Source organism: Paraburkholderia sp. GAS333, assembly GCF_050435665.1.
In the GTDB taxonomy this organism is placed as follows: Bacteria; Pseudomonadota; Gammaproteobacteria; order Burkholderiales; family Burkholderiaceae; genus Paraburkholderia; species Paraburkholderia fungorum_A.
Window position 1 is genome coordinate 499,794 of record NZ_JBNDKS010000003.1, and the last position, 26,253, is coordinate 526,046.

The window sequence follows — 26,253 nt, forward strand, 5'->3', positions numbered from 1 at the left end:
GGTGTCGTTTTAAGAGTGGTTGGATTTCACCAGTAGCGCAGATCGAGCGTGAACGGAAACTCGAGACTGCGATGCGGCGCATCGGCCCTGAGCGGTCCCGGCGTATGACCCGACGCAAAGAAACGCGAGCGCCGCCGGCTTTCCGCCTCGTAGGCGTTCACCGGGAAGGTCTCGTAGTTGCGCCCGCCCGGATGAGCGACATGATACTGGCAACCGCCCACCGAGCGGCCAGTCCAATTGTCAACCAGGTCGAAGGTGAGCGGCGCGTCGACCCCAATCGTCGGATGCAGCGCCGAAGGCTGCGCCCACGCCCTGAAGCGCACGCCCGCCACATACTCGCTGACGCGGCCGGTCGGCTGCAACGGCACCGGCACACCGTTCACCGTCAGCACATGACGGTTCCCGTTCAGCCCGAGCGCGTGTACTTCGAGCCGCTCCACCGACGAATCCACATAGCGCACCGTGCCGCCCGGCGAGCCCTCTTCGCCCATCACATGCCAGGGTTCGAGCGCATTGCGGATCGTCAGCGACACGCCGTTCACCGTGGTCTCGCCGACCAGCGGGAAGCGGAATTCGAAGTGCGGCGCGAACCAGCTACTGTCGAACGCGAAACCGGCGCGGTTCAGTTCGCCAATCACATCGTCGAAATCCATCTTGACGAAGGTGCCGAGCAGGAAGCGGTCGTGCAACTCGGTGCCCCAGCGCGTGAGCCGCTGCGTGTACGGTGTGTGCCAGAAACGCGCCACCAGCGCGCGCAGCAGCAGTTGCTGGACGAGGCTCATGCGCGCGTGCGGCGGCATTTCGAAACCGCGCAATTCGAGCAGACCGAGGCGGCCGGTCGGGCCGTCGGGCGAATACAGCTTGTCGATGCAGAACTCGGCGCGGTGCGTGTTGCCCGTCACGTCGATCAGGATGTTGCGCAGCGAGCGGTCGATCATCCACGAAGGCAGGTTCGCGCTGTCGCGTCCGCCGAGCAGGTCGATCTGGCGCTGCAATTCGCGGAACGCGACTTCGAGTTCATACACCTGGTCGTTGCGTGCTTCGTCGACGCGCGGCGCCTGGCTGGTCGGCCCGATAAACAGCCCCGAAAACAGATACGACAGCGACGGATGGTTGTGCCAGTAAGCAATCAAACTCGCGAGCAGATCGGGGCGTCGCAGGAACGGACTGTCCGCGGGCGTCGCGCCGCCGAGCACGAAGTGGTTGCCGCCGCCGGTGCCGGTGTGGCGGCCGTCGGTCATGAACTTTTCGCTGCTCAGATAGGTTTCGGACGCCGACTGGTACAGATACTCGGTGTGATCGACCAGCTGGTCCCAGTTCGCGGCCGGATGAATGTTCACCTCGATCACGCCCGGGTCCGGCGTCACCTGCAGCACTTTCAGACGCGCATCGCGCGGCGGCGGATAGCCTTCGAGCACGACCTGCATCTTCAGATCGGCGGCTGTGGCTTCGATCGCGGCGAGCAGGTCGAGGTAATCGTCGAGTTCGGTCAGCGGCGGCATGAACACATGCAGCAGCGTACGGCCGCTGCCGAAGGTCTTCTCCTCGGCCTTCGGACCGGCCGCGCGCTTCGGATCGCGCGCCTCGACGCAAATGGCCGTGCGCAACGTTTCCTTCGACGACACGCCGCGCGCCGGCGGCTGTTCGGCCGGCTGACGGGCATAAGCCAGCACGCTGCTGCCGGGCATCCCGCTCAGCAGATCCCCCGCGGACAACGACAACGCGGCGGCCCGGCGCGCGTTTTCCGTAGTGAGCGCGGGGCGCTGACCGGCGGCTTCGGTGCCGTCGTATTGCAGACGCAACTGTGAGGCGGCGCGCAACGGCACCGGCGGCGCGAACGGATCGTGCGCGTGCTGATACGGATAATCGGTCTTCGACACCCACGGCAGCGAGTCGAGCGGCAGGCGGTAGCCCATCGGCGAATCGCCGGGAATCAGGTACATGCGTTCGTCGCGGAAAAACCAGCGGCCGCTCACCCACTTCGGCGCTTCGCCCGGGATATCGCGCTCGCGTCCGAGCGGCAGCACATAGCCGGTCACGCCGCTCAAACCCGCATCGAACACACGACGCAGGCGCAGGCGCTCCAGTTCGTCGTCGAGTTTGGTGTCGAACGGATCGACGTTGACCGGCAGACGGCGCTCGCGCCACAGGTAGTACCAGGTGTCCTCGTAGCCGGGCTGGATGGTGTCCGTTTCGAGCGACAGCTTGCCTGCCAGATGCGCGAGGAAACGCTGCGCGTCGGCGGCGGTGTAGCGGCCCGGCTCGCGTTCGTCGGCGAACAGCGACGGGTCGTGCCAGCACGGCTCGCCGTCCGCGCGCCAGTACAGCGACATCGCCCAGCGCGGCAATTGCTCGCCCGGATACCACTTGCCCTGGCCGATATGCAGGAAGCCGTTCGCGCCGTAGCGCGCGCGCAGCTTTTCCATCAGCGCGACCGCGTAGCCGCGCTTGGTCGGCCCGAGCGCGTCGGTGTTCCATTCGGCGGCGTCGCGGTCGCGCACCGACACGAAGGTCGGCTCGCCACCCATCGTCAGGCGCACGTCCATGTCGGCGAGTTGCCGGTCGACCTCGGCGCCCATCTTCAGCACGTCGCCCCACACCTCTTCCGTGTACGGCCTGGTGACGCGCGGCGTTTCCAGCACCCGCTCGATCGACATCTCGTGGCTGAATTCGACCTCGGACTCATCGACCGCGCCCGAAATCGGCGCCGCGCTGCCCGGCTCCGGCGTACACGCGACCGGAATATGCCCTTCGCCCGCCAGCAGCCCCGAAGTCGGATCGAAACCGATCCAGCCCGCGCCCGGCAGATACACCTCGCACCACGCGTGCAGGTCGGTGAAGTCGACTTCGGTGCCGCTCGGGCCGTCGATCGATTTGACGTCGGGCGCAAGTTGCAGCAGGTAACCGGACACGAAACGCGCGGCCAGTCCCAGTTGCCGCAACGTCTCGACCAGCAGCCAGCCCGAGTCGCGGCACGAACCCGCCGCGCTCACCAGCGTTTCCTCCGGCGTCTGCACGCCAGGCTCCATTCGGATCAGATAGCGGATTTCACGTTGCAGCCGCTGGTTCAGCGCGACGAGGAAGTCGGCGGTCACGGTCGGCGTCAGGTCGATACTCGCGACGAACTCGGCGAAACGCGGCGTCATCGGACGCTTGATGCGGTACGGCGCCAGTTCGACGGCGAGCCCTTCCGAATACTCGAACGGGAACTGCTCGGCCGACGGCTCCAGAAAGAAGTCGAACGGGTTGTAGACCGCCATCTCGGCGATCAGGTCGACGGTGACCTTGAACTCGCGCGTCTTCTCGGGAAAGACCAATCGCGCCTGATAGTTGGCGAATGCGTCCTGTTGCCAGTTGATAAAGTGTTCGGCCGGTTCGACTCGCAGCGAATACGAGAGGATCGGAGTACGGCAATGCGGCGCAGGCCTGAGACGCACGACCTGGGGCGACAGCGCGACCAGCCTGTCGTAGCGGTAATGTGTGACGTGATGCAACGCGACGCGTATGGACACACCGGACTCCTGGATGAAGGATGGCAGCCCGCCAAAAAGCAAGCTTCATGCCGTTGATCGAAAACCGCGTGAACTGTGATGAACTGTCGTACCGCTTCTAGCTTGCCTTATCTGCCCGGATCACCGCCTGTTGCGAAGTGTGCCGCATGCCATGCGCGCCCGGTCGGACGATTAACGCAGCTTTTCCCCGCCTTTTGCGCCACTGCGGCGACACTGATGCAAGACCGCCGCGAGCCCGCCTCGGGACTTCTGCAAGACCGCCGCCGCGCCACGCACCAAAGCGGCGCAGCGCCCGTGCACGATCATGCACGTAATGTGCGTTAAACGAGTGACGGATGGCAAACGCGGCATGAAGATTGCGGCCTCATCGGCTCGTTCACGTTATTCATCCCACTTACGACTGCCACCCATCACCCCGGGCCCGATCGATGAAAACTTTCCACTGCAATCATTGCTCGCACCTCGTTTTCTACGAAAACGTCCGCTGCGAACGCTGTGAGTCATTGCTCGGCTATGTGCCTGAATGCGAGGAAATCAGCGCCTTCGAAGATGCCGGCGAAGGCCGCTGGCGCAGCCTGCATCCAGCCGCCGAGGGCGCGCTGTTCCGCCAGTGCCACAACTACGCGGTCGAGAACGTCTGCAACTGGATGATCCCCGCCGATTCGCCCGACACATTGTGCCGTGCGTGCCAGTTGACCCGCACGATTCCGAACCTGAGCGCGCCGGATAACCGGCTCTACTGGTATCGGCTGGAAATGGCAAAGCGGCGCCTGCTTTACACGCTCGCGGAACTCGGTCTCGATGTGAAATCGCGTCAGGCGGACCCGGAGCACGGCCTCGCGTTCGAGTTTCTCGAAGACGGCGGCGACGGCGCGCACGTGATGACCGGTCACGACAACGGGCTGATCACGCTGAACATCGCCGAGGCCGACGACGCTTACCGCGAAAAGGTGCGCACCGCGATGGGCGAACCGTATCGCACGCTGCTAGGCCATTTTCGTCATGAGACAGGGCACTACTATTTCAGCCAGCTAGTGGAGAACAATCCGCGCTGGCTCGAACCGTACCGCAAGCTGTTCGGCGACGAAAGCGCCGACTATGGCGAGGCGCTGAACGCGTACTACCGCGACGGCGCGCCGGCCGACTGGCAGGCGTCGTATATCAGCGCGTATGCGACGATGCATCCGTGGGAAGACTGGGCGGAGACGTGGGCGCACTACATGCTGATCGTCGACGTGCTGGATACGTCTACTTCTTACGGCGTCGCCCTGCTGCCGGACGATCCGAGCGAGCCGACGTTGACGGACCGCACGCCGGTCGAAGACGCGAGCTTCGAGAATCTGATGAAGCGCTGGTTTCCGCTCACTTATGCATTGAACAGCCTGAACCGCAGTCTCGGCATGGCGGACGGATATCCGTTCACGCTGGCGGTTCCGGTGGTGGAAAAGCTGCGTTTCGTGCATCGCGTGATTGCGGGTGCGGGGGACAAGTCGCAGCCAAGGGAAGCGGCGACGCCTGCGGGTGAGGTGGCGCAGGGGAAGGTTCAGCTCGACGCTGCGGCTGCGGTTGCGCCGGTTGCGGTCGCGGCGCCGAACGCAGGGCAAGCAGATGCTCAATCCGGCGCACAGGCTGTCGTGCCGCCATCGCCACCACCGGCGCCCGCGCCCGCAACCACTTCAGCGCCGGTCGCTCCTGTTCAGCCTCCGGTTGATCCAGCTGCACCGGTCGCGCCATCGGCATCGGAGCAAACCGGCGCACAACCCCAAACGACACCGCCCGCCACCGGCGAAGCTCCTGTGCCGCAGAGTCAATGACGCAAAGGCATAGCTTCTGCCGAGGCTTTTATCGAAGCCTCCATCAAGCCGCCATGCCAACAAGAAAGCCCGCCGCCGGATCAACCGGCAGCGGGCTTTCGTCATCAGTATGAACGCTTGACAACCATCAATCAGTAAGCCACGTATGGCCCCGTTCCACCGGGCGTCGGCTGCTGCTCGACGGCGGCGTAGACGGTGCGGCCATAAAAGAACGGCAGCCCCCAATCGAATACCGACGACGTCACGAAAGCCGGACCGGCCAGCAAAGGCAGCGCCGAGTCGCCCGCATAAGTCTGCGCGATCGACGTCGCATTGCCCACCGAGAAGCTCACCGCGCTCGTCACGCCGTTCACGCCTTCGATCGTCGCGCCCAACTGCACCGTCGACAACGGACAGTAATACGCGCTGTTCGGGCTGGCACACGCAGGCATCTGACTGGTCTGGAAGAACAGCCCGGTCGAACCGCTGTCTAGGATACTGCGCGAATACGTCGTGCCGTTCTGCACCGTTGTGAACGTGCCATTCGACGCGCTGACGCCGATCACCTGCGCACCGCCCAACGTGTTGTTGCTCTGCGTGCCGATGCCGAATATGAGTTGCCCACTGACCGATTGCGCGCCGCCCGAGACCGTCGGCAGGCTCAGCAACGAGCCGTTGTTGTCGGTCGCAAAGTAGGGGATCGGATTGGCGACCTGATATTTCTCGGCGAGCGGAATCGACGTACAGCCGGTGCCGGTGCAACCGTAGTACGTACCCGCGAGTGCCTGCTGCACGCAGTTCGCGCCGCAGTCGTGCTTGAACACGCCGATGCCGAGAATCCCGTTGGCCTGCAATGTGGACGGCGTATTACGCGACGCGCCGACGCTCGCGCAATCGGAAGGCACCGACGCGTAGCTCGGGTCGATCACCTGAATCGGCAACGACGCGGCAGTTTCGCCCGCAATCTGCACGTCGGCGAGCTTCACCGAACCCCACGTGTAGCCGTCGAAAAACTGCATGCACTCGGCCACCAGATTGCCGGACGCGTCCTGCTGCTGCGGCAGGGTCATCGATGCGGGCAACTGATTGGCGAACACCCGCACTCCCCACGAACCAGTATCGACCAGCATATGGTCGATGGTCTGACAGGTGCTCGTGCCGGGCGCGCAAATCGTCACGCTGACAAACGGCATGTTGGGCACGTTGCTGACGCCGGAATCGACCGTCACGCGCACCGCATTGGCCGCGAGCACCTGCGACGAAGGCGCCGCGCTGGTCACGCTGGACGTCGTCGACGAACCGGTCGAGTTGCTGGAATTAGCCGTGGTGCTGGCGCCGCTGGAACCACCGCCTCCGCCGCCGCAAGCGCTGACCACCAGCGCGAGCAGTGCCGCGCCGACCAGGGTAATGAACGAAGAGCTATGACGCATGATCTGCTCCGTTATTGAATGACGCTGACATCGACGCCAGCGGGCACGGCTTGCGGCAGATACGCATGGCCGGAAAACGCACGCAGATGTCCGCTGGAGAAAATCACCAGGTCGCTGTTCGACACCGCGAGCGGCGTGCCGCGCCGGGTCGCGGTAGCCGCGACGTAGGTGTCGAACGAAGCGCCGAGCATCGACTTCAGATCGGGCAGCGTCGGGCCGTCCCACGCGACGCCGAACACGATCCCGTTCGACGCGACGTATTCGCGCACCTCGGTGCCGGACGGCATCGTGATCAGATGCACCGAATACGCGCTTTGCGTAATCGCCGAATGAGCGACGGCGCGCAGGCGCGTCTGGTCGCTATCGACGGTGCTGACGTTCTGGCCAAGCGTGGCGTGCGCGGCAAACGACAGCGCGCAACCCGCCCCGAGCATTGCGCGAGCAATGCAGGTGAGGAGCATCGGTTTCAAGAGATTTCCTTCGACGTGAAACGCTCGCGGCCCTGGCGATAAAAACGGATCGCGAGCGTGAATTCAGGGGCGCTCGACTGACCGGGAATACCGTGACTGCTGTCGGGTCAGTCGAGCTGCGTGAATGCGTCTACGGAGTGGCGGCGCGAAACTTTAGTGGGTGTGAGCGCGTCGGGCAATCGTTTGCGGGACGATTCAAACCTTTGCAGGTTGTCGCACCGTTCGAACACGTGCGGTCGCACGGGTTGTAACCAGCCGGGGCTGGCGATGCAGCGGTTTTTGATGCGTTTCGCGGCGTTTGAACCAAACAGCCGTTCGGCATGGCGAGGGCACATCAGAAATAATTCCATCCGTCCCGCATATGTTGCAATTTGTAAATATATATTTAAAAGATAGGCTGAAAACGCGGTTTTCCTCTGACAATACGCCGCATTCAAAAGGGTTTTGTGTGAAGAGAAGCCAGCCCCATGAGCGTCTCTTTCTACACGCAAAAAAATGCCGCGAATGACCTGGCGGTCATTCGCGGCTGGCATCTTTTTGTAACGACACTCGCCGTGCTCGAATCACCGATTCGAGCACGGCAGGCGCACTACTTTTTCTGCTGCTGCAAAAGCGATTTCAGCTCCTGCACATTCTCTTCTACGCGTTTTGCGATCACCGCATACGACTCCGCCTGCGTCTGATACGCCGCTTGCGCGAGTTGCTGCATGTCGGCGAGCGACTTGTGCAGACTTTGCTGAATCAGCTCCGCCGTTTTCGTCGAAGGCGATGCGCCGCCGGCCGACAACTGCCCGGTGAGCGACTGCAATTCGCCGAGCGTCGAGCGCAACATGTCGGCCTGCTTCTGCGCGAGCGACTGCATGCCCTGAAAAGCCGTCTGATTCGCCTGAACCAGCGCTTCCATGTCCTTGCGTCGCGCTTCCATGATGGCGGGTACGTCGAAGCCGGGGAGCTTGAACTGCTCCAGCATTTTGGTGAAATCGCCAAACGGATTGGCGGCGTCAGGTCGGTCCATGCGAAATCCTCCTTAACGGTTAAATACTCGCTGCCCGTACATCGTCGTGACATGTTTCTGTGACGTACACGTGGCCGCGACGTGTGCCGCGCGACCCGCAAAGCCTTGCCGGTTCTGGGGTCGGACGGCACATCGGGTCAATCATGCGCTATCCGGAATTATTGCGCCAGCGGACTCTCCCTGGCTCGCCCGCGTCATTGCGCCGGGCCGGTCCGCGCAAGATGCGGCACATGCAAGGCTTGGTAAGTTACATAACGGCTTCAGTAACCCTACGAATCCGCAGGTCGTCTATCGTTGCTCATGTGTTGGCGCACTGTGGCGCCGACGTTGTCCCGAAGGGAGCGACATCATGAAAAAAGCAATTTTCGGCGCGGCAGTAGCCGCCTTTCTGAGCATGGCCGCGACGGCCGCATTCGCGCAGGATGCGTCCGCGCCTCCTGCTCCTCATCAAATGCACGGCGGTCCTGAACACGGCGACGGCCCGCATGAACAACATGGTCCGATGATGGGGCCGCGCGGCCCTGGTTTTGCGGTCATCAACGATCTGGAACAACTGCGCCGCCTGTACGCAATGAGCGGACATGAAGGCGAGATCATCGCGGTATATCACGACGTGTTGAGCAAAACGCAGGACCCGATGCTGCGTCACTACGTCTACGATTCGCTGGCTCGCGAGCAGTTGAAGCCGGCCAATCCTGAACAGGCGATTGCCACACTGCGCACCAGTCTCGCGGAAGACCTGACGGCGGCGAACAAGCCGCCTCATGGCGCGCCGCCGGCTCAGCCTCAGTAAGCAAAAAGCGCTGTACCAAAGAGGCGCGCGGTTCTCGCGCGCCTCTCTCACTTCAGTTGCAAGCGCTCGTTGTGACGACGCTCGACCGCATCAAAATCCCCACCCGATGCGCGCCCTTTTTCTGCTGCAACCTCTCGCTGTTCAGTCCTTCTTTTCCGTTTTGCGAAACAGGAAACGGCAATTCCGATCCAACAACCGTTTGATCTGAAGCGCCCCGCCGACTCGCGCGAAGAACATTGGGTTAATGCGTTAGCTGCCCCACACTACCGATTACTGGCGACTTTTCATCTCCGTTCAGCTGGCTAGGATAAGAGCACTGCAACGTGAGTGCCTGGTGAAGAATGCGCTATCCGCTAAATCTGATCGTCGCTGCCGTGCTGCTTGTTTTTGTCCTTGGATGCATCGTCAAGCTCGCATTGAACTGATCGTCGAACCCGCTCGCCAACTTCCTCTCTATTCACGACCGCATCCAGCGCCTGGCTGAAGGCGGTCAATCCAAACTCCTCTGTTTTCGCCTTTACGTCCGTTCGTTTTTCGTCGCGACATCGCGCGAAATAATTGTTGAATGGAGTTCGGCAAGCGGCTCGCCCATACTTCGTTTCGCTGCCGGTGCGCGAGAAACAACGCGCATGAGATCAAGAGTGCTTCACGTGCGAATCGCTTCGCCGATGATCAACGATCCTACGGTTGCCCGATCATCGGCGAGTGCGTTCGAACTACCGGCATTGCGTGCCGAGCCAGGAATGACCATGTTTAATTCAGTGAATTTCATCAGAAAAAATGCCGCACGTTTTGTTGGCGTGACGATGGTTTGTTGCAGCGCGCTGCTCACCGGTTGCGCCGGCAGCGCGATCACGAATGCGAGCACGGCAAGTTCGGCGAGTGTGCAAGCACCCGTGCGCCCCGACACCATTTACGTCTACACGTTCGACGCCAACCCCGATCAGGTGAAACTTGACGGTGGCATGTTGCAGAAACTGAAAACGCAACTCGAAGGTTCTTCTGCCGCGCAAAAACAGGTCGCCGATGCGGACCAGGTGCGTGAACAGGTCGCGAACGAAATCGTGCACCAGTTGCAGTCGATGGGCCTGCACGCGATTCGCTCGGACGTCCCCGCTCCCGCCGATCAGAACGTGCTGCTGGTGCAAGGCAGCTTCGACACGATCGACTCTGGCAATCGCCGTCGCCGCATGTTGATCGGCCTCGGCGCGGGCAAGAGCCAGGTCAGCAGTTCCGTGCAGATTCTGTACAAACCGGCGGGCGGCGCAGCGCGTCTGGTACAAAGCTTCACCGCCGATGCCGACAGCGGCAAGGCGCCCGGCATGGTGGAGACCGCGGGCGTGGGCGCCGCAGCGGGTGTTGTCGCGACATCGGCGGCAGTGGGTGGCAGCTTGCACGCCGTATCGGAAACGAAACGCGCGGGGGTGTCGGCGGATGCAAAACGTCTCGGCGATGCCGTCGCGAAACAGATCGCGCAGATTGGCGTCGACGGTGGATGGCTTTCTACCTCACATATGAAGGGCTGATCGCAGCGAATCGCATCACACACAAGCGCGCGTTGGGCGATGCAGCATTCGCCCAGGCGCGCTTCACTCAATTTCAAGCCTTCGTATAGCGCAGCCACACAGCATCGTGTTCCTGCTTCTCGACCGAGGTCAGCTTCAGATAAGCGGGTTTCTGCCACTTCTCCATCGCCACCTCGAACGACGATGGATGCTCGCTTCGACCATCCACCAACGGCACGATCAGCACGCTGACTTCGTCTACGAGACCGGCGTTCACGAACGCACCGCTCACATGCGATCCGCCCTCGACAATCAGCTTCTTCACGCCGAGTTCGCTGGCCAGCGTTTGCACCACCTTGCCGAGATCGATCTCGCTCTTGCCGCCGAACACATAAGACACGCCGATCGATTGCAGGTACGCGAGGAAGTCGTCGGGAACCTGCTCGGTCAGCACTTCGATCACATGCGATTTCAGCGCCGTGTTGCTCTTCCACGCGACACGTCCCTGCGGATCGATCGAAATCGCGTATTGCGACGCGTCGCGTTCAACGAAATGATCGGTGCGCGGAATCGCGCTTTTTGCAAGGCCCCTGGGATAATCGGTGCCGTGCGAAATCTCCTGCATCGTCACGCGGCCGCAGATCCAGCCATCGGCTTCGAAGGTGGCGGCGGTGGTTTCGTAGAGATCGCTGGCGAAGTCGAGGTTCCAGCCGTCAGTCAGACTGCGGCCGTCGAGCGAGGACATCATGTGAGCGACGATATAGGGTTTCATGCGGGAGCCTCCGTGTAAGGTCGACGCGCGGGTTTGCGCGCAAGTCGATGAAAAGACCTTGCAGCAAGGGCTGTTCCGCGATCGACCGGCTACCCGGAAGCACAGCGTTTAACTCAGTACGACCCGCCATGATGCGGCGCGGGCCGTGCGTCGATCATCACGCGCAACGATTCGAGCCCACGACTGATCCAGCTTTTGACGGTGCCGATCGGCGCATCGAGCGCGTAGGCGATTTCCGATTGCGATTGCCCCCGAAAATACGCGAGCGCAATCGCCTGCCGCTGAACCGGCGTCAGACGGCCGAGATAGAGCGACAGCCGTTCGGCGTCCACGGAAAACTGCAGCGCAAAATCGTCGTCGGGATCGACCGGTGCGAGGTGCTCGTCGATATCTTCGACATAGAAACCGGAATACGCGTTGCGCCGCAAATAATCGAGCGCCTGATTCTTGACGATGGCCGACATCCACGTAGACGGCGACGACATCGCGCAATCGTACGTGCCGGCAAAGCGCCAGATTTTGATAAAGCCATCCTGCACCACTTCTTCCGCAGATTCGGTGGTGCGCGTCACCCGCAACGCGAGCCCGAACAGCGATTTCGCGGACACGCGGTACAACGCCTCGAACGCGCCCGCATCGTGCTTCGCGACGCGCCTGAGCAGCGCCGCGAGATACGCGTTCTTTTCCTGCAGCCCGAGCGCGCCCGCGGCCGCATCCTGCGAAGCATCATGTTGCATGGCGCCTCCTGTGCGACGGTGCGTGCTACTCGTGAGCGTCGTGAGCGGACTGCGGCGGCTGCGGTTCGGCGAACCCGAACCAGCCTTCTTCGCGCGCGACCCGTTCGAGCGCGGCTTCGACCATCGCGCAGGCCCGATTGCTGACGTCGCCGAGGTAGCGATGCAGCGCGGCGTCCTGAGCGGAGCGCGATGTGCATGTGTCGCTATAGCGTTCGAACGCCGACAGCTTCATCACCAGTTCCACGAGGTGGCGCGGACATTCGCATGCAATCGTCGACGAGCGGGTTGCCATGGATTCGAGTTCGCTGTCTTCGTAACGGCGGCCCACGCGCGACCACACGACGTCGTCGCCACTACGTTCCTGAAGATGGACGCGCTCGCACAGGTCGGCCAGCATCTGGCGGAATTCGGTGCGGCTTTCCGCCTCGCGATGCAGACGCACACCCGCCGCGCGCAATATTTCCGCTGCCGGGCCGGTGCCGAAGCCGTAGACCACGGCGATCGCCTTCGCGCGAACCACGCCGCCGAGCGCGATGATCTGCGTGGCCACGTCTTCCTGCAGCGAGTCGACGCTGACCAGCAGCGCGTCGAGCGCCGCCGGGCGTTCGCCGTTGTCGTTGGCGGCGGTGGCGTCGGCGAGATCGTCGAAGGTGGTCAGCGTGGTCACGCCGTATTGCTGCAAGTCGACACCCGCACTTTGCAGATGCTGCGCAAGCTGACTACCGACGAAGGCCATGCGGATTTCGCCCGGCACGCCGTGGTCCGCGTGCGCAGAAGCGCCGTCACCCGGATTACGCGATGCGAGCATCTGCAACTGTTCGCGGTCGAGTCGCGCAATCGCGCCGATTGCGTGACCCCGGTTGACCAGCAATTTGATCAACGTGAGTCGCCGGACGTCGTCTTCCGAATACAGACGCTGACCTGATGCGGTCTTGGCCGGACCGACCACTCCGTAACGACGCTCCCAGATGCGCAGAGTCGTCACTGGCATTTTTGCCAGACGGGCTGCTTCGCCGCTTCGGTAGCTGTGCTTATCGGAATTACGCTCGATATTTGAAGTCATGATGAAACGCCCCATAATTCGCTTTTCGATTCAAGAATACGCGAATTAGCGGTCTTTTGAAACGTTTTATCGATTCAATATCGATATTGAAACGGGGTTTTGATGCACCGGTGTTTCGAAGGCTGTTCTGCTTAAGACGCGCAGGCGCAGCCAGCCGGGATGGTCGCGCGGAGCGAGAGACCGCGCGGCCAGATTGGGCTACCTGGAGGGCTTTAGATTTCGTAACGCCGCCGCGAGGAGTGGCGAGCAAATGAAGGTCAGGCGGCCGAGCGCGTTGCGCTCACTATCACAAAATCGTCACCGAAAGCGATTCAGCGAAACAATTACGAGTCATGACGAAACGCATTACGAGACACAGCGACCACACTCATATCAAAACAATTTTTTAACCCCGCCAGAGATTCCGCATCAACGCCAGCAACGCAGTCGGCGCCGTGCCTTTTTGACAATAACCATCGAAATTGTGGCGCGCCTTACCGGTCTCCTTGACGTGATCCTCGTCGAGCGACGTAAACGCGACGATCCCCAGACTGGGCGTCGGCAGATAACTGCGTAGCGCACTCGCGGTTTCGTAGCCGTCGCGCTCCGGCATCATGATGTCGAGCACCACCACGTCGGGCACCCAGTCTTTCACGCAGCGCAGCGCTTCCGCGCAGCCGTTGGCCGAGCGGGCCTCCACGCCTTCATAAGACAGATAGGTGGCGAGCGCCTCGGCCGCACCCGCGTTGTCGTCGACGACAAGAACGCGCGGCACTTCGTGTAACAACCGGACCTCGCGGGCGCTCCATCGTTTGCAGGTAGACGGTGTTCGGGACATGCAGGCAACTCGCGATCAAAAAACGTCTGTTGCAACCAGCAAACCACGTGCCAACTTGCCTTTCCATTAGGCCCCGACACGCTCTCCGCCCACCAGCGCAGCGCGCCGGAAGCGCTTCCAGACTAGCCATGTTGCATAGCCGCAACATAAGCGACGTCAACGTTATTTTCAATAATAATGATTCGCATTTGCACTATAATTCTCGCCGACCACGAGTTGTAAGCGTGTACAGAATCGCGCGAAAGCCGTGCCAGTACGCGTAAGCAGCCAGAAAAATGCCGCCCGGATTCCACACGCGCCCCGGGACGGAAGATCGACGACCACCCAAATTTCCACTTCATGTCAGCTTCACGTTTGCACGAACCGCAGGTTGCGCCTGCCAAAACGGCCGCCAGCCGCGCCGCTATCCTCGCCGCCATCGCAGTCGCGTTCAGCATGCCGGCAGTGGCATTTGCCCAGTCGACCGACACGACTTCCGCTCCTAACAGCACGTTGCCCGCCGTCAAGGTTCAGGGCGCCAAAGAGGCCCTGCCGGGCGATCTGGCCCCGACTTTCGCGGGCGGCCAGGTAGCGCGCGGCGGCAACTTCGGCGTGCTCGGTCAGCAGAAGAACATCGACGTGCCGTTCAGCATGACGTCGTACACGTCGAAGCTGATCGAAGACCAGCAGGCGCGCACCATCGCGGACGTGCTCGCGAACGACCCCGCCGTGCGTACGGCCTACGGTTACGGCAACTTTGCGCAAGTGTTCGTGATTCGCGGCTTCCAGCTGAACGGCGACGATATTTCGCTGAACGGCCTGTACGGCATCACGCCGCGCCAGCTCGTGGCGACCGACGCGCTCGAACGCGTCGACGTGTTCAAGGGAGCAAACGCGTTCCTCGCAGGCGCTTCGCCGACTGGCAGCGCGGTCGGCGGCGGCATCAACCTGCAACTGAAGCAGGCCGACGACAAGCCGCTCACGCGCGTCACGCTGGAAACCAGCGGCACCGGTGAAATCGGCACGCACCTCGACGTGGGCCGCCGCTTCGGCAGCGAAGACCAGTTCGGGATCCGCTTCAACCAGGCGAACCACGACGGCGAAACGTCGGTCGACGGCGAAAACCGCCGCGACAACACCACCGCCGTCTCGCTCGACTGGCGCGGCGAGAAACTGCGCCTGTCCGGCGACTTCCTGTACCAGCGTCAGACCGTCGACAACGGCCGCCCGGTCGTGTTCGTCACCGGCGACTCGATCCCGGAAGTGCCGTCGGCCGCCTCAAACTACTCGCAGACCTGGGCGAACAGCACGCTGGAAGACACCGTCGGCATCCTGCGCGCCGAATACGACTTCCTGCCCGGCTGGACGGCTTATGTCACCGGCGGCACGCGTCACACCAACGAGCAGGGCCAATACTTCACGCCCTACTACGGCGACACCGGCACGACCGGCTCGCGTTTGGGCGTGCCTCACCAGGAAGACGCCAATTCCGCCGAAGCGGGCGTTCGCGGCCGCTTCAACACCGGTCCGGTTTCGCATTTCGTGACGGCGGGCGCGTCGATCGTGCGCGTCGACGCGAAGTCGGCGTACACGCTGAGCGGCTCGTTCGACACCAGCCTGTACAACCCGGTGCAGGTGCCGTTCCCGGCAACCGTGTATCAGGGCGGCAATCTGGACGATCCGCAAACCACGGCGCTGACGCTCATGCGCAGCGTGTCGGTCTCCGATACGTTGGGCTTCCTGAACGACCGCGTGCTGTTCACGGTCGGCGCGCGTCATCAGTCGATCCTGTCGAACACGTTCGACTACACCGGCGTGCAGACCGCCAACTACGACCAGTCGATCACGACACCGCTGTTCGGCCTCGTCATCAAGCCGATGCAGAACGTGTCGCTGTTCGCGAACCGCAGCGAAGCACTGACGATGGGCGATACTGCACCGTCGTCCGCGTTGAACTACGGCACGATGCTCGCGCCTGAGCGTTCGAAGCAATACGAAGTCGGCGCGAAGTACGACAACGGCAAGTACGGCGCGACCCTCGCTGCGTTCCAGATCGAGAAGCCGCAGACCTACACGAACAGCGCGGACATCTTCGTCGCGAACGGCACCGAGCGCCATCGCGGCGTCGAGTTGTCGGTGTTCGGCGAGCCTTACAAGGGCGTGCGCCTGATCGCTGGCGCGACCTATATCAATGCCGTGCAGCTCGACACCGGAACCGGTGGAACCGACGGCAATCGTCCGATCGGCGTGCCGACGTTCATGTTCAACCTCGGCGGCGAGTACGACGTGCCGATGGTCAACGGCCTGACGCTGACCGCGCGCTGGACGCACACGGGTCCGCAGTACCTGAACACGACCAACACGCTGTCGATTCCGACATGGGATACGGTCGACCTCGGCGCGCGCTACGCGACCGTGCTGTTCGGCAAGCCGACCACGTTCCGTGCCAGCGTGCTGAACGTGGCGAACAAGGCTTACTGGTCGTCGACGACCGGCGGCTACCTGACGCAAGGTGCGCCGCGCACGTTCCTGATGTCGATGACCACCGACTTCTGATTGCAGTCGATGTAGTTGTCGGCGACGGATCGCCTTTGCGGCGGTCTGCGTGCATGATGAAAAACGCCGCAGGGCTTGAGGCCCGGCGGCGTTTTTTTGTTGGGATGGCTGCCGGGATCTATCCGCCGGTGCGCCGCCGACGAGCAGCGCATCGCGCGTGAATCGCCCCAGCGAGGATCGCCATCAGAATGACCCGATCAGTCCGTCCCGACTTTCGGCGATCTCGGCCCATACAGCAGGCCATTGGGTGGTCCTGCGTGCAGCAGCCGGTAACTGGTGAGCCCAGCGATATCGTGGCTTTTGTCAGTCAGTGAATCCGCAATCTGCTGGACCGCCGCGGTCACCAGCATGCCGATCAAACCGCCCCCGCCGTAGTTATTCCCTTCGTTGCTGCTGGCGCTTGCGCTACCTTGCCACAGCACCTCGCCAGTCTTCAGGTCCACCAGTTTCGCGGACGCCGTGACCACCGTCGCGCTGGCAAGCACGCGGTACACGGTGCCGAATTGCGTGATTTTCGAATACAGCACCGCGTCGGCGCCGAAAATCTCACGTAGCTTCGCGGGCGAGGTTGCCTGAATATCCGCCGGGACGGTCAGTCCGTTCTGGCGGAAAGTCTCGTTCATCACCGCCACGGGCAGCACGTAATAACCCGACTCGGCGAGCGGCATCGTCATCTGTGAAAGCATGCTGCTGCTTGCCTGCACGTCGGTCGTTTCATTCTCCGGCGGCAGCACGAGGATCGAACGTGGCCGGCTGTTTTTGAACGCCGTGTAATCGGCATGCTTGACGGGCTGCGCACAGGCGGCCAGCAATGCGAACGTCGAGAGGGCAAACCACAGTTTTAAAGAAAGCAATCTGGACATGGCAATTCGCTCAAGGCTGTTTCGTCTTCGGTTTCATCAGGAAATCCATGTAGGTCGAGGACTCCGGAAACAATTGCTTCTCGTCCCCGAACTGCTCCATGGCCGGGCCGTCCTTGCCGACGCTCGCGTACAGCATGCCGAGTTGCGCATGAAAACCCGGCGGAGGCGTGGCGCCCTTTGCGCGAATTTCCTGCAGCGCTTTTTCCAGAGCGTCGATCTGCTGCTGCGGATCCTTTCCACCTTTGAGGTAGTCGTAAACCGCGGGCTGGTAGCCCGTCCACTGGTAAAGGGGTGGCGGGCGGCTTGCCGCGCATCCGGCGAGGAGCAAAGCTGCCGTCATTGCGGGAAGTCCGAGGCCCCACATCGTGCTTGTCTGTTTCATCGTGAACTCATTCGGAGTGGTGGTGTGCCGCAGGAAGATGCGTGCGACGTCGTTGCATGGCGCGTTTATCGCGAGATCTTGAGTACACCCTCGTCGACCTTCGCAGCCAGGTGGTTGACCGCCTCCTGGATCGCGAGGTCGAGCACCTTGCCATTCAGCGTGGAGTCGTAACTGGCCGTGCCGCCGAAGCCGATAATTTCGCGATTCGACAGACTGTATTCCCCCGCCCCCTGGCTCGATGCCACGACTTCCGAGGTCGTCGTATCGACCACGTTGAGGCTCACTTTTGCATAAGCCACCTGGTTCTTGCCGCTGCCGAGAATGCCGAAGAGCTGGCGATCGCCCACTTCCTTGCGTCCAAACTCGGTGACGTCACCAGTGATGACGAAATTCGCGCCCTTGATTGCCTGTCCTTTCTTCATGAAGCCGGCTTCCTGACGGATTTCGTCGAGGTTGTCCCGATCGAGCACGTTGAAGCGACCGCTCTGCTGAAGGGCGGTAATCAGAATCGTCTTGGCCTGGCCTCCAAGGCGATCGGCCCCGTCGGAGAAAATGCCTCGCATATAGCTGGAGCGGTTGTCGAACTTGCCCACGGCCATTTCGATGCGCTGACCCGCGTAAGGCGTCTGCGAAATGCTCACCGGCTGGACCGGCAGCGAATGCGACGACTCCGCTGTACATCCGCCCAATGCGAGGGAGACGGCGACCAGCGAAACTCCATATATTTTCGACATACTTATTAATTTCCTTTTTTTGTCAGTCAATGATGATTAAATAAAAGCCTGTTGATTGGCGCGCCGGCAAAAACTCATTTGATCGATATCCGCAGCTCCGACTAAGTCCTCGTCAAAGCATTTCGTCATTGCGAATGGTGCAGCGAAGACATTGTTCTGGGTACGCGTGAAAAGACGCTGGATTTTTAAGCTCACCGTCTGCGCTGTCTTTTCCGTCAGAGAATGGCCGCTTGAAACGGGGGTCGAGTCGACGCATGCGATCTATCGAATTGGTTTGATCGTTTAGCGCGCTAAGCTAGCAAACCTATCACAGGGCTGCCATCGTACGAGTACGAATTATTATAATTTTGACGATTTTTGACGATTAGCGACGAAAACTAAAGTATTCTGAATAGAATGGCGATTTTTCATATCGGCATGTGTCGAGATGGAAATTCCGTTCACGATCAATATCAACGAATACCCTCAATTCCATTTTTATTCGAAATTTATTTTACTTTATTAAATAAATAAGAATTTCAATTTATCAAAAGTTTTTTATAGTTTTCATGGAAATGAAATTACTAATTTCATATATTAAGCATCCTAACTAAAATAATTTGTCGACGTACTGGCGACCTACGCAAGTCGCCCTCGCGCCACGCACCAGTCGATGCCCCATCTGGGCTGAAGCGGCCTGCGCGCACGGTCGTCCGGTCGAACAAAAACGCGCAACTAAAGCGACAAGGCCGCTCCGCTCAAACAGCCGTTCACGCCCGCAACCCAAACGCAATGCTCAACGCCCTTGCCGCGTATCGACAACTTCGCGGGCGTCACCCTTTTCCAACGCCGCATCAGCCGTTGCCGTTGCCCGCACCGACCACACGCTATCGCCCCGACCCTCCCCAACCCGCTGACGCGTCTTCCACCCCATCCACGCGAAACACAGCGCGCCGATTGCCGCGCCGAGATCGACACCAAGCGGCCCGGCATTCGCGGAAAACCATAATCCGCTCGACGGCGCCAGCGCACCGATCACGCTCAGCAGAGGAATCGCCGCCGTCGAAACAGTCGCCAGCGCGAGCAATTCCACCGAGCCGCGCGCCGCGCCGCGCACCATCGCCCAGACGATCGCGGCGATGAACGTCGTGTAGTAAATCCACACATGCCACGCGTGCAGCGTGTCCACGCGCCCGGCGAGCAACTTGCCCGCCGCCAGCGTCAGCGAGATTCCGCAGATGCAGCCGAGCGCCACGCCCACGGTCAGCGAGGCCATCACGAACGTCGCGCGACGCTGCGTGACCGGCACGCCGTCGCGCCGCATCGCCTTGCGCCGGCTTTCGATCCACAACAGGTTGCCCGAGTAGAACAGGAACGCGCCCGCGAGCCCGAGCGCGAAATAGCCCCATTGCACCGGCGCGCCGCCATAGGTGCCGAAGTGCAGCGCGTAAAACGCGCTCGTCGCCGACGACCAGTTCGTGCCGCCGCCTCCGTCGGGCAGGAATTGCGCATTCAGGAACTTGCCGCTGAACGGGTCCATCAGCGCAAAGCCGCCGTCGCGCGCAAGAAAACGCGCATCGTCTCCCGCGACGAACACGGTTGCGCCCGCCTCGCCCGCGCGGCGATAACGCAGCGCCGTGGGTTCGAAACGCGGCGCGCGTTCACGCACGCGGGCGAGCAGTTGCGCCGGCGGCAGCATCGACGGAGCAGGTTCGGTGGCGGCATGCGTCGTGACCGGCGCCTTCGCGAAGTACGGGTTCTGCGCGACCATCATCGGCTGGAGTGTGCCTTCGTAGATCAGCTTGTCCTGCACGTCAAAGATATAGTCGCTCAGCCCGAACGCGACCACCGAGAGCGCCATCACCAGATGAAACGGCAGGCTCAGAATGCCGACCGCGTTGTGCGCGTCGAGCCACATCCGCTTCAGATTTTTACCGATGCGCAGCGCGAACAGATCCTTCACCAGCGTCGGCAGCAGCACGATCACGCCGGACACCAGCGCCAGCCCGTACAGCAGCGACACCACGCCCATCACGCCGACGCCGACGTTGTAGCCGCCCGGCACGCCGCCCGTCATGTGGATGAGGTCGATGAAGCTCGCCGCGTCGGACGGACGGCTTTGCGTCGTATGCAGTTGCCCCTGGTCGTCGAGCCACGCATCCTCGCGTTGGCCGGGCGCGGATTGCCACGACATCCGTACGCGTTCACCGTCAACGAGCGCCAGCGTGAACAGCTTGCGCGCGGCCGGATACGCGTTGAGCGTGCGGTCGATCAGAACATCCGCGCGATCGAGCGGCACCGACGGCGCGGCACTGACGGCGGGCGGCGTCGTCCAGTCGGTCAGCGAATCCTTGAACATCGTGATCGCGCCCGCGTAGAACGCGATGAAAAGCAGCAGGCCGGCAACGATGCCGGTCCACGTATGAACGGTCTTATAAACGCGGAGAATGTCGCTGCGCATGCTGAACGGAAGGTGAGACAAGCGGCGCGCCGCTCGAAGAATGGAGGGCTAAAGCACGAAAAAAACGTTCAGAGCGGCACGCGCTGAACAAGCAGCACCAGTGCGAACGCGACCAGGTTGGCTAACCCGAGCCAGCCGAATGCGCGCGCGCCGCTGCGAAACATGAACGAGGCGGACGCGAGCGCAATCCACAGCGGCGGCACGAGCCACATGGCGACGTGAAATTTGCTCGCCGCAGTCAGGCCGCCCGGCGACAGACGCACGAACAGCGCACTCGCCGCCAGCGCCAGCCCAAAGCCGCCGATCACACCGGCGACGAATTTCATCATCAGATCGCGTTCGATCGATCCTGCCGCGCGGCGGGAAATGGATGCGCGCGTCATGATGCGGCGCGCTTTGAACGGCTGTGGTCGATCAGCGCGCCGATGAACGGCGCAGCGGTCAGACACGCCATCAGCACGGTCACGACGACCGACAGCGACGTCGCCGGTTGCAACGCGCGAGCCGCGCAAACCAGCGATATCGCGACGCACACTAGCGCGGCCAGACGTGCGGACCTGGCGGGCCACGGCGCGCGCAGCCAGCGCTGCGCGGGCGAGCTGACGTACAACAGCAAAGCGCCGGCAAAAGCCGGCGCGACGATCAAAACAGTGCCCATGATTCAACGAAACGCGTGCGTGGCGGCGAAGCCATATTAATGAGAATGATTATCATACACGCAAGCGAGTCGTTCGGCTGAGTGGCCGATGGGCGTGGGACCGCCTAACCTGGGCTCATTCGCGGTTAAACCCGCGTCGATCCGGTTCTGGAAGTACAACGTTTACAAACCGTGGCGCGGTCTCCCAACACCACGGCGACCGGCAACAGCGGCCCGAACCGGCACCGCCATCCCTATCAGCAACATCAAAAGCATCAGAAGCGGTGACGCATCCCCGCTGCCACCACCACCTGCTGATTGGTCGACGACGCGGTTTGTCCGCTGACATCGGCGGTCAGGCCCGAGCCATCCGCGCTGATGTGCTGGTAGCTGCCTTGCAGATACACGTCGGTCCGCTTGGACAACGAGTAGTCGGCCATCAGCGACACCTCATGCCACTTCGGATGATGCGCGCCGGTATCCGTCGACATCGCGCCCGACGTGTACGTGTACTCGCCCTGCAGGCTCAACGCGGAAGTCAGTGCATAGCTCGCGTTCGCTTCGTAGTTGTTGAAGCTCATGCCCTGCCCGTTCGCCGCGATACCCAGGCTGTTCGCACCATTGATCGTATCGAGGCCGCCGAGTTGCGTACGCGTCCACACGAAACCGAGCGTCGCCGCGCCGATCGTGTAGTTCGCGCCCGCGCCGAAGGTGCGCTGACGCGCCGCGATGAAGGTCCGGTCGGTCAGCGTGATCGCGCCGCTGGTGTTGGTCGTGCTGCCGCCGTTGTTCGCCTGCAGATAACCCGCGCCGAGGCTCAACGGGCCGTTGTTATACGACGCGCCGAAGCTGTACAGACGGTTGTCCGAGAAACCGCCCGCTTCGTTCGAGAAGCCGTACAACGAGCCGAAATGCAGGCCGTGATAGTCGTTGCTCGCAAACTTCACCGAGTTGTTCACGCGGAACGAGTTGTTCAGGTTGTCGTTATCGAACGGATGCGCGGACAGGTTGTTGCCGCCAGGATGGTGCCCTGTGAAGCTCAGCGGTGCGAGATAGTCCACCACCGAGTCATACTGCCGGCCGAGCGTGATCGTGCCGAAGCGGTCGTTCGTCAAACCCGCGTACGCCTGATAGCCGAACATCCGGCCGCCCTGGCGCAGCGTACCGTTCATCACGCTGAAGCCGCTTTCGAGCTGGAAAATCGCGGCGGTGCCGCCACCCAGATCTTCACGCCCGCGAAAGCCCCAGTGACTGCCCGTCACCGTGCCGCTGCCCGCCTGCACGTTGCTGCTACCGCCCTGGTTATTCGTGTACGACAGCCCCGCATCGATAATCCCGTACAGCGTCACGCTCGACTGCGCATGCGCCGCCGTCGCGAAACTCGCGGCATACCCCGCCGCGCATGCGGCAATCACAAGAACCTTCTTCATCTTTTTCCTGGTCTGTTAATCGTCTATGAGATCGAGATTGCAGTTCGCGCGCGAACACGCAGCGCCCTGTTTAAAGGGCGCCACGAGAAGCACGGCAAACGGCTTGAGAAGTGGGCTGGCTGGCCGCGTGGTTATGGGCTGACGGCGCCCATGCGGTTGGCGATGCCCGTGCGATCGGCGAGACCGTCGATCAGCACTTGATGGTGTCCGCGCGAGCACGGCTCGATTCGCGCGAGAACACCGAAAACGCGTGCGAGGCTCGCCGCCGTGACGACGTCTTGCGGCGGCCCGAAATGCACGATATGTCCGTCATGCAGCAGCATCGCGCGGTCGCACGCACGCATCGCGACGTTGATGTCGTGCAGCACGACGACCGTCACGATGCCGCGCTCGCGTGTAACCTCGCGCAGCACCTGCATCACGTGAAACTGGTGGTTCAGATCGAGCGCCGACAGCGGCTCGTCCAGCAGCAGCACTTGCGGGTCGCGGATCAAGGCCTGGGCGATGCCGACCAGCTGTCGCTGTCCGCCGGACAATTCGTCGAGCGAACGGGCGGCGAGTGCTTCGATGCCGAGGCGTTGCAGCACCGCGTGCGCTTTTGCGGCGTATTCGCCATTGCTTGCATGCTGTCTGCCACGTGCCTGAAGTGACCCGTCCCGCGTCGCGCGAGCGGCCACCAGCACCGATTCCAGCACCTGCAGACGCACGCCCGCAGGCAGCGCTTGAGGCAGGTACACGACGCTATGCGAACGCGCGCTGACGGCCGACAGCGCGAGCGTCTCGCCGTCTAGCGACAATGACCCGCCGTTCGCCTTCGTGAGACCGGCCAGCGTGCGCAACAACGTCGACTTGCCGCTACCGTTCGGGCCGAGCAACGCGGTGATCTGTCCGCGCGGCAACGGGCCGGCGTCGAGCGAAACGAGGACCGGGCGCTTGCCGTAATTCACGCTCAGATCGTGGATGTGCAGGCCGCTCAATTGAGTTGCCCCTGCGAACGCACGACGATGCCGAGAAACAGCGGAATGCCGACCAGCGCCGTGACGATGCCGACCGGAATCAGCACGCCTGGAATGATCAGCTTCGATGCAATCGACGCGAGCGACAACATCAGTGCGCCGATCAGCGCACTGCCCGGCAGGTAGAAGCGATGATCTTCGCCGAACAAAGTCCGAGCGATATGCGGCGCGATCAGCCCGACAAAACCAATCGTGCCGACGAACGACACCGCCAGCGCGGACAACACTGACACGCGCAGCAAGGTGCCGAGGCGCAAACGGCGCACGTCGATCCCGAAGCTCGCCGCGCGGTCTTCGCCGAGGCGCAGCGCGGTGAGCGTCCACGCGTTGCGCATCGACAGCGGCAGCGCGATCGCGAGCGCCGCGCTCAATACGCCGATCTTGGTCCAGTCGGCGCGCGCCAGCGAACCGAGCGTCCAGAACACGAGGCCCTGCAATGCGTCGGCGGACGCGATGAACTGCATCAGCTCGACCAGTGCATGAAACGCGAACACCAGCGCAATGCCCATCAACACGACGCCCGCCGTGCTCATGCCGCGCCAGCGCGCGACACCGTCCAGCACCAGTGCCGACAGCAACGCGAACACGAATGCGTTAGCCGACACGATCCACGTTTGCGACACGCCGGGAATCGCGATGTCGAGCACGATCGCCAGCGACGCGCCGAATGCAGCCGCCGCCGACACGCCCAGCGTATAAGGACTCGCGAGCGGATTGTTGAGGATGGTCTGCATTTCCGCGCCCGACAGCCCCAGCGACGCACCGACGATCAGCGCCATCACCGCGTACGGCAAGCGGATCTGCCACACGATCACGCTGGTCGCGGGATCGGCGGAACCACGCTCGAACACCGTGCGCAACAGCGTCGCGACAGGCAGCCCCGAAGGCCCGGAGCGCAGATCGAACAGCAGCGAGCCGAGGATCAACAGGGCCACGACGAGCAGCCACACGACGCGCCGCTGCACGAGCCGCCGGTAATCGCGGACTACGGCGCCGTGCATCGACGCGGAAGGTTCAAGCGTGGACATCGGCGAATCTCTTAGCGTGCGGCCAGCGGAGCGGCTTTGGCCGGGCTGTCGACCCAGTACGCGCCATCAGGCGGCACTGCGAGGAAACGGCGGTACAACTCGGTTTGCGTCGCGTGCACGTCGAGGTCCTTGAACTGCTGCGGATAGAACCACTTCGCGAACGCTTCGATTGCGACGATGTTGTACGGCGAGTCGTAATAGTTGTGCGAGATGCCATGCACGCGGCCGTCGTGGATCGCCTTGATCGTGTCGAAGCCCGGCCGCGACACCAGCGTGCCGAGGCTCGCGCGCGCATCGGCGTCGCTCGTCAGCGCGCCCACGCGCAGCGACGCGAGACCCGGCTTCGTGCGGCTGCCCGTTGCGACGTACACGTCCGGTTGCGACGCGATCACCTGTTCCATGCTGATGTCGCCGAGCACGCCGGGCACGAGGCCCGCAGCGATATTGCGGCCACCCGCCGCGGTGATGAACTCGCCGAAATTGCCGTTGCCCGCAGTGTGGCAGCAGCCCGCATCCCACACGCCCGCGAGCAGATCGACGAACACCTTCGGACGTTGCGACTGCGGCACCGCGTTCACGACGCTCTCCACCCGCGCCAGATGCTGCTGATAGAACTGCGCGTACGCATCGGCCTCTTTCTCGCGATGCATCACCGCGCCGAGCAGCTTGATGCTCGGAATGGTGTTCTGCATCGGATGCAGACGGAAGTCGACGAACACCACCGTCGTGCCGGTCGCTTCCAGTTGCTTGACCAGTGCGCTATAACGGCTCGGACCGTGGCCGGCGAGGCTGAAAATCGCCAGGTCCGGCTTCAGGCTCAGCGCTTTTTCGTCGCTGATGCTGTCTTCGGTCGCCTTGCCGATCAGCGGAATCTGTTTGATGCCGGGGAATTCTTCCGCGTACGCGTTGAAGGTCTGCGGGTCCATCGCCGGCAGGTCGCCCTGCCAGCCGACAATGCGCGCGAGCGGCTGCTTGCCTTCGAGCAGCGCAGTCGCCATCAGCAGACGGCTTTCGCCCAGCAGGATGCGGTGCGGATTCGCGGGAATCCTGACGGTGCGGCCCGCCAGATCGGTGACGGTGCCTGCTGCGGGCGCAGCGGCCGTCGTATCCGTAGCGGTCGCGGCGAACCCGTCGGCCCCGGCGAAACCGAGCGTGAACACCGCGCAAACCGCGACGGCGCTTGCCAGCCGGGCAAAAGCGGGCCGGCTCGAAGATGTCTTAAAAATCGACATGATATAGTTAGTTAATGAGAATGATTGGCATTTGGCGTCACTTTAGCCG

At 62.3% G+C, this 26,253-nt stretch carries 23 protein-coding genes and 1 pseudogene; 4 read left to right on the forward strand and 20 right to left on the reverse strand.

Annotated elements, in window-relative coordinates:
* Positions 1-26 precede the first annotated feature (26 nt).
* Complete coding sequence (locus tag ABH945_RS17995) at positions 27-3,512, reverse strand: DUF2126 domain-containing protein (protein ID WP_429251392.1); 3,486 nt, start codon at positions 3,510-3,512, stop codon at positions 27-29.
* Between the two features lie 428 nt (positions 3,513-3,940).
* Between ABH945_RS17995 and ABH945_RS18000 the strand changes: the two are divergent.
* Positions 3,941-5,005 (forward strand): annotated as a pseudogene (locus ABH945_RS18000) (zinc-binding metallopeptidase family protein); the annotation flags it as partial.
* A 452-nt stretch (positions 5,006-5,457) separates the two neighbouring features.
* On the opposite strand, the gene ABH945_RS18005 reads toward ABH945_RS18000, so the two are convergent.
* The 4 genes from ABH945_RS18005 to ABH945_RS18020 form a co-directional block, all read right to left on the reverse strand.
* Positions 5,458-6,735: a DUF3443 domain-containing protein gene (locus ABH945_RS18005; protein WP_429251393.1), complete on the reverse strand. Its 1,278-nt coding sequence runs from the start codon at positions 6,733-6,735 to the stop codon at positions 5,458-5,460.
* Positions 6,736-6,746: 11 nt separating this feature from the next.
* Positions 6,747-7,196, reverse strand: a complete 450-nt coding sequence (locus tag ABH945_RS18010) for a DUF2844 domain-containing protein (RefSeq protein ID WP_171910338.1) — start codon at positions 7,194-7,196, stop codon at positions 6,747-6,749.
* A 116-nt stretch (positions 7,197-7,312) separates the two neighbouring features.
* Positions 7,313-7,738 (reverse strand): hypothetical protein, encoded by a 426-nt coding sequence (locus tag ABH945_RS18015; protein WP_429251394.1) that lies wholly within the window; start codon positions 7,736-7,738, stop codon positions 7,313-7,315.
* A 56-nt stretch (positions 7,739-7,794) separates the two neighbouring features.
* Positions 7,795-8,220, reverse strand: a complete 426-nt coding sequence (locus tag ABH945_RS18020; protein ID WP_074770128.1) for a phasin family protein — start codon at positions 8,218-8,220, stop codon at positions 7,795-7,797.
* A 349-nt stretch (positions 8,221-8,569) separates the two neighbouring features.
* Here ABH945_RS18020 and ABH945_RS18025 point away from each other — a divergent pair, with 349 nt between their 5' ends.
* On the forward strand, positions 8,570-9,013 hold the full coding sequence (locus tag ABH945_RS18025) for a hypothetical protein (RefSeq protein WP_429251395.1): 444 nt from the start codon (positions 8,570-8,572) through the stop codon (positions 9,011-9,013).
* Between the two features lie 353 nt (positions 9,014-9,366).
* Here the strand turns inward: ABH945_RS18025 and ABH945_RS18030 are convergent, their stop codons facing one another.
* A complete protein-coding gene (locus tag ABH945_RS18030; RefSeq protein ID WP_216350619.1) occupies positions 9,367-9,507 on the reverse strand; it encodes a hypothetical protein in 141 nt (46 codons plus the stop codon).
* Between the two features lie 255 nt (positions 9,508-9,762).
* On the opposite strand from ABH945_RS18030, the gene ABH945_RS18035 reads away from it, so the two are divergent.
* Positions 9,763-10,539, forward strand: coding sequence for a DUF4410 domain-containing protein (locus ABH945_RS18035; protein WP_429251396.1), 777 nt, complete (start codon positions 9,763-9,765; stop codon positions 10,537-10,539).
* Positions 10,540-10,612: 73 nt separating this feature from the next.
* Here ABH945_RS18035 and ABH945_RS18040 read toward each other — a convergent pair whose 3' ends face one another.
* The 4 genes from ABH945_RS18040 to ABH945_RS18055 all read right to left on the reverse strand — a co-directional run bounded on the left by ABH945_RS18040 (position 10,613) and on the right by ABH945_RS18055 (position 13,907).
* Positions 10,613-11,290 carry a dihydrofolate reductase family protein gene (locus tag ABH945_RS18040; protein ID WP_429251397.1) on the reverse strand — a complete coding sequence of 226 codons (678 nt, stop codon included), beginning with the start codon at positions 11,288-11,290 and terminating at the stop codon, positions 10,613-10,615.
* Positions 11,291-11,403: 113 nt separating this feature from the next.
* Entirely contained in the window at positions 11,404-12,027 is a 624-nt protein-coding gene (locus ABH945_RS18045) for an RNA polymerase sigma factor (protein ID WP_083380082.1), read from the reverse strand.
* 25 nt (positions 12,028-12,052) lie between these two features.
* Positions 12,053-13,090 carry a MerR family transcriptional regulator gene (locus ABH945_RS18050; RefSeq protein ID WP_429251398.1) on the reverse strand — a complete coding sequence of 346 codons (1,038 nt, stop codon included), beginning with the start codon at positions 13,088-13,090 and terminating at the stop codon, positions 12,053-12,055.
* A gap of 385 nt (positions 13,091-13,475) precedes the next feature.
* A complete protein-coding gene (locus ABH945_RS18055) occupies positions 13,476-13,907 on the reverse strand; it encodes a response regulator (RefSeq protein ID WP_429251399.1) in 432 nt (143 codons plus the stop codon).
* Between the two features lie 339 nt (positions 13,908-14,246).
* On the opposite strand from ABH945_RS18055, the gene ABH945_RS18060 reads away from it, so the two are divergent.
* Positions 14,247-16,442, forward strand: coding sequence for a TonB-dependent receptor (locus ABH945_RS18060; RefSeq protein ID WP_429251400.1), 2,196 nt, complete (start codon positions 14,247-14,249; stop codon positions 16,440-16,442).
* Between the two features lie 197 nt (positions 16,443-16,639).
* On the opposite strand, the gene ABH945_RS18065 is transcribed toward ABH945_RS18060, so the two are convergent.
* The 10 genes from ABH945_RS18065 to ABH945_RS18110 all read right to left on the reverse strand — a co-directional run bounded on the left by ABH945_RS18065 (position 16,640) and on the right by ABH945_RS18110 (position 26,204).
* Complete coding sequence (locus ABH945_RS18065; RefSeq protein ID WP_429251401.1) at positions 16,640-17,305, reverse strand: DUF799 domain-containing protein; 666 nt, start codon at positions 17,303-17,305, stop codon at positions 16,640-16,642.
* Positions 17,306-17,315: 10 nt separating this feature from the next.
* Complete coding sequence (locus tag ABH945_RS18070; protein ID WP_429251402.1) at positions 17,316-17,687, reverse strand: DUF4810 domain-containing protein; 372 nt, start codon at positions 17,685-17,687, stop codon at positions 17,316-17,318.
* Between the two features lie 65 nt (positions 17,688-17,752).
* Positions 17,753-18,421, reverse strand: coding sequence for a CsgG/HfaB family protein (locus ABH945_RS18075; RefSeq protein WP_429251403.1), 669 nt, complete (start codon positions 18,419-18,421; stop codon positions 17,753-17,755).
* 775 nt (positions 18,422-19,196) lie between these two features.
* Positions 19,197-20,882, reverse strand: coding sequence for a PepSY-associated TM helix domain-containing protein (locus ABH945_RS18080; RefSeq protein WP_429251404.1), 1,686 nt, complete (start codon positions 20,880-20,882; stop codon positions 19,197-19,199).
* A 47-nt stretch (positions 20,883-20,929) separates the two neighbouring features.
* Positions 20,930-21,244: a hypothetical protein gene (locus ABH945_RS18085; protein ID WP_429251405.1), complete on the reverse strand. Its 315-nt coding sequence runs from the start codon at positions 21,242-21,244 to the stop codon at positions 20,930-20,932.
* Positions 21,241-21,519, reverse strand: coding sequence for a hypothetical protein (locus ABH945_RS18090; RefSeq protein WP_429251406.1), 279 nt, complete (start codon positions 21,517-21,519; stop codon positions 21,241-21,243). The genes ABH945_RS18085 and ABH945_RS18090 overlap by 4 nt, the downstream gene beginning before the upstream one ends.
* Before the next feature lie 254 nt (positions 21,520-21,773).
* Positions 21,774-22,928 carry a porin gene (locus ABH945_RS18095; protein WP_074770146.1) on the reverse strand — a complete coding sequence of 385 codons (1,155 nt, stop codon included), beginning with the start codon at positions 22,926-22,928 and terminating at the stop codon, positions 21,774-21,776.
* 131 nt (positions 22,929-23,059) lie between these two features.
* The gene (locus ABH945_RS18100; RefSeq protein ID WP_074770148.1) at positions 23,060-23,905 is read right to left on the reverse strand and encodes an ABC transporter ATP-binding protein; all 846 of its coding nucleotides are present in this window, start codon (positions 23,903-23,905) and stop codon (positions 23,060-23,062) included.
* Positions 23,902-24,945 carry a FecCD family ABC transporter permease gene (locus tag ABH945_RS18105; RefSeq protein ID WP_429251915.1) on the reverse strand — a complete coding sequence of 348 codons (1,044 nt, stop codon included), beginning with the start codon at positions 24,943-24,945 and terminating at the stop codon, positions 23,902-23,904. Before ABH945_RS18105 ends, ABH945_RS18100 begins: the two co-directional genes overlap by 4 nt.
* A 38-nt stretch (positions 24,946-24,983) precedes the next feature.
* The gene (locus ABH945_RS18110) at positions 24,984-26,204 is read right to left on the reverse strand and encodes an ABC transporter substrate-binding protein (RefSeq protein ID WP_429251407.1); all 1,221 of its coding nucleotides are present in this window, start codon (positions 26,202-26,204) and stop codon (positions 24,984-24,986) included.
* Positions 26,205-26,253: the final 49 nt, after the last annotated feature.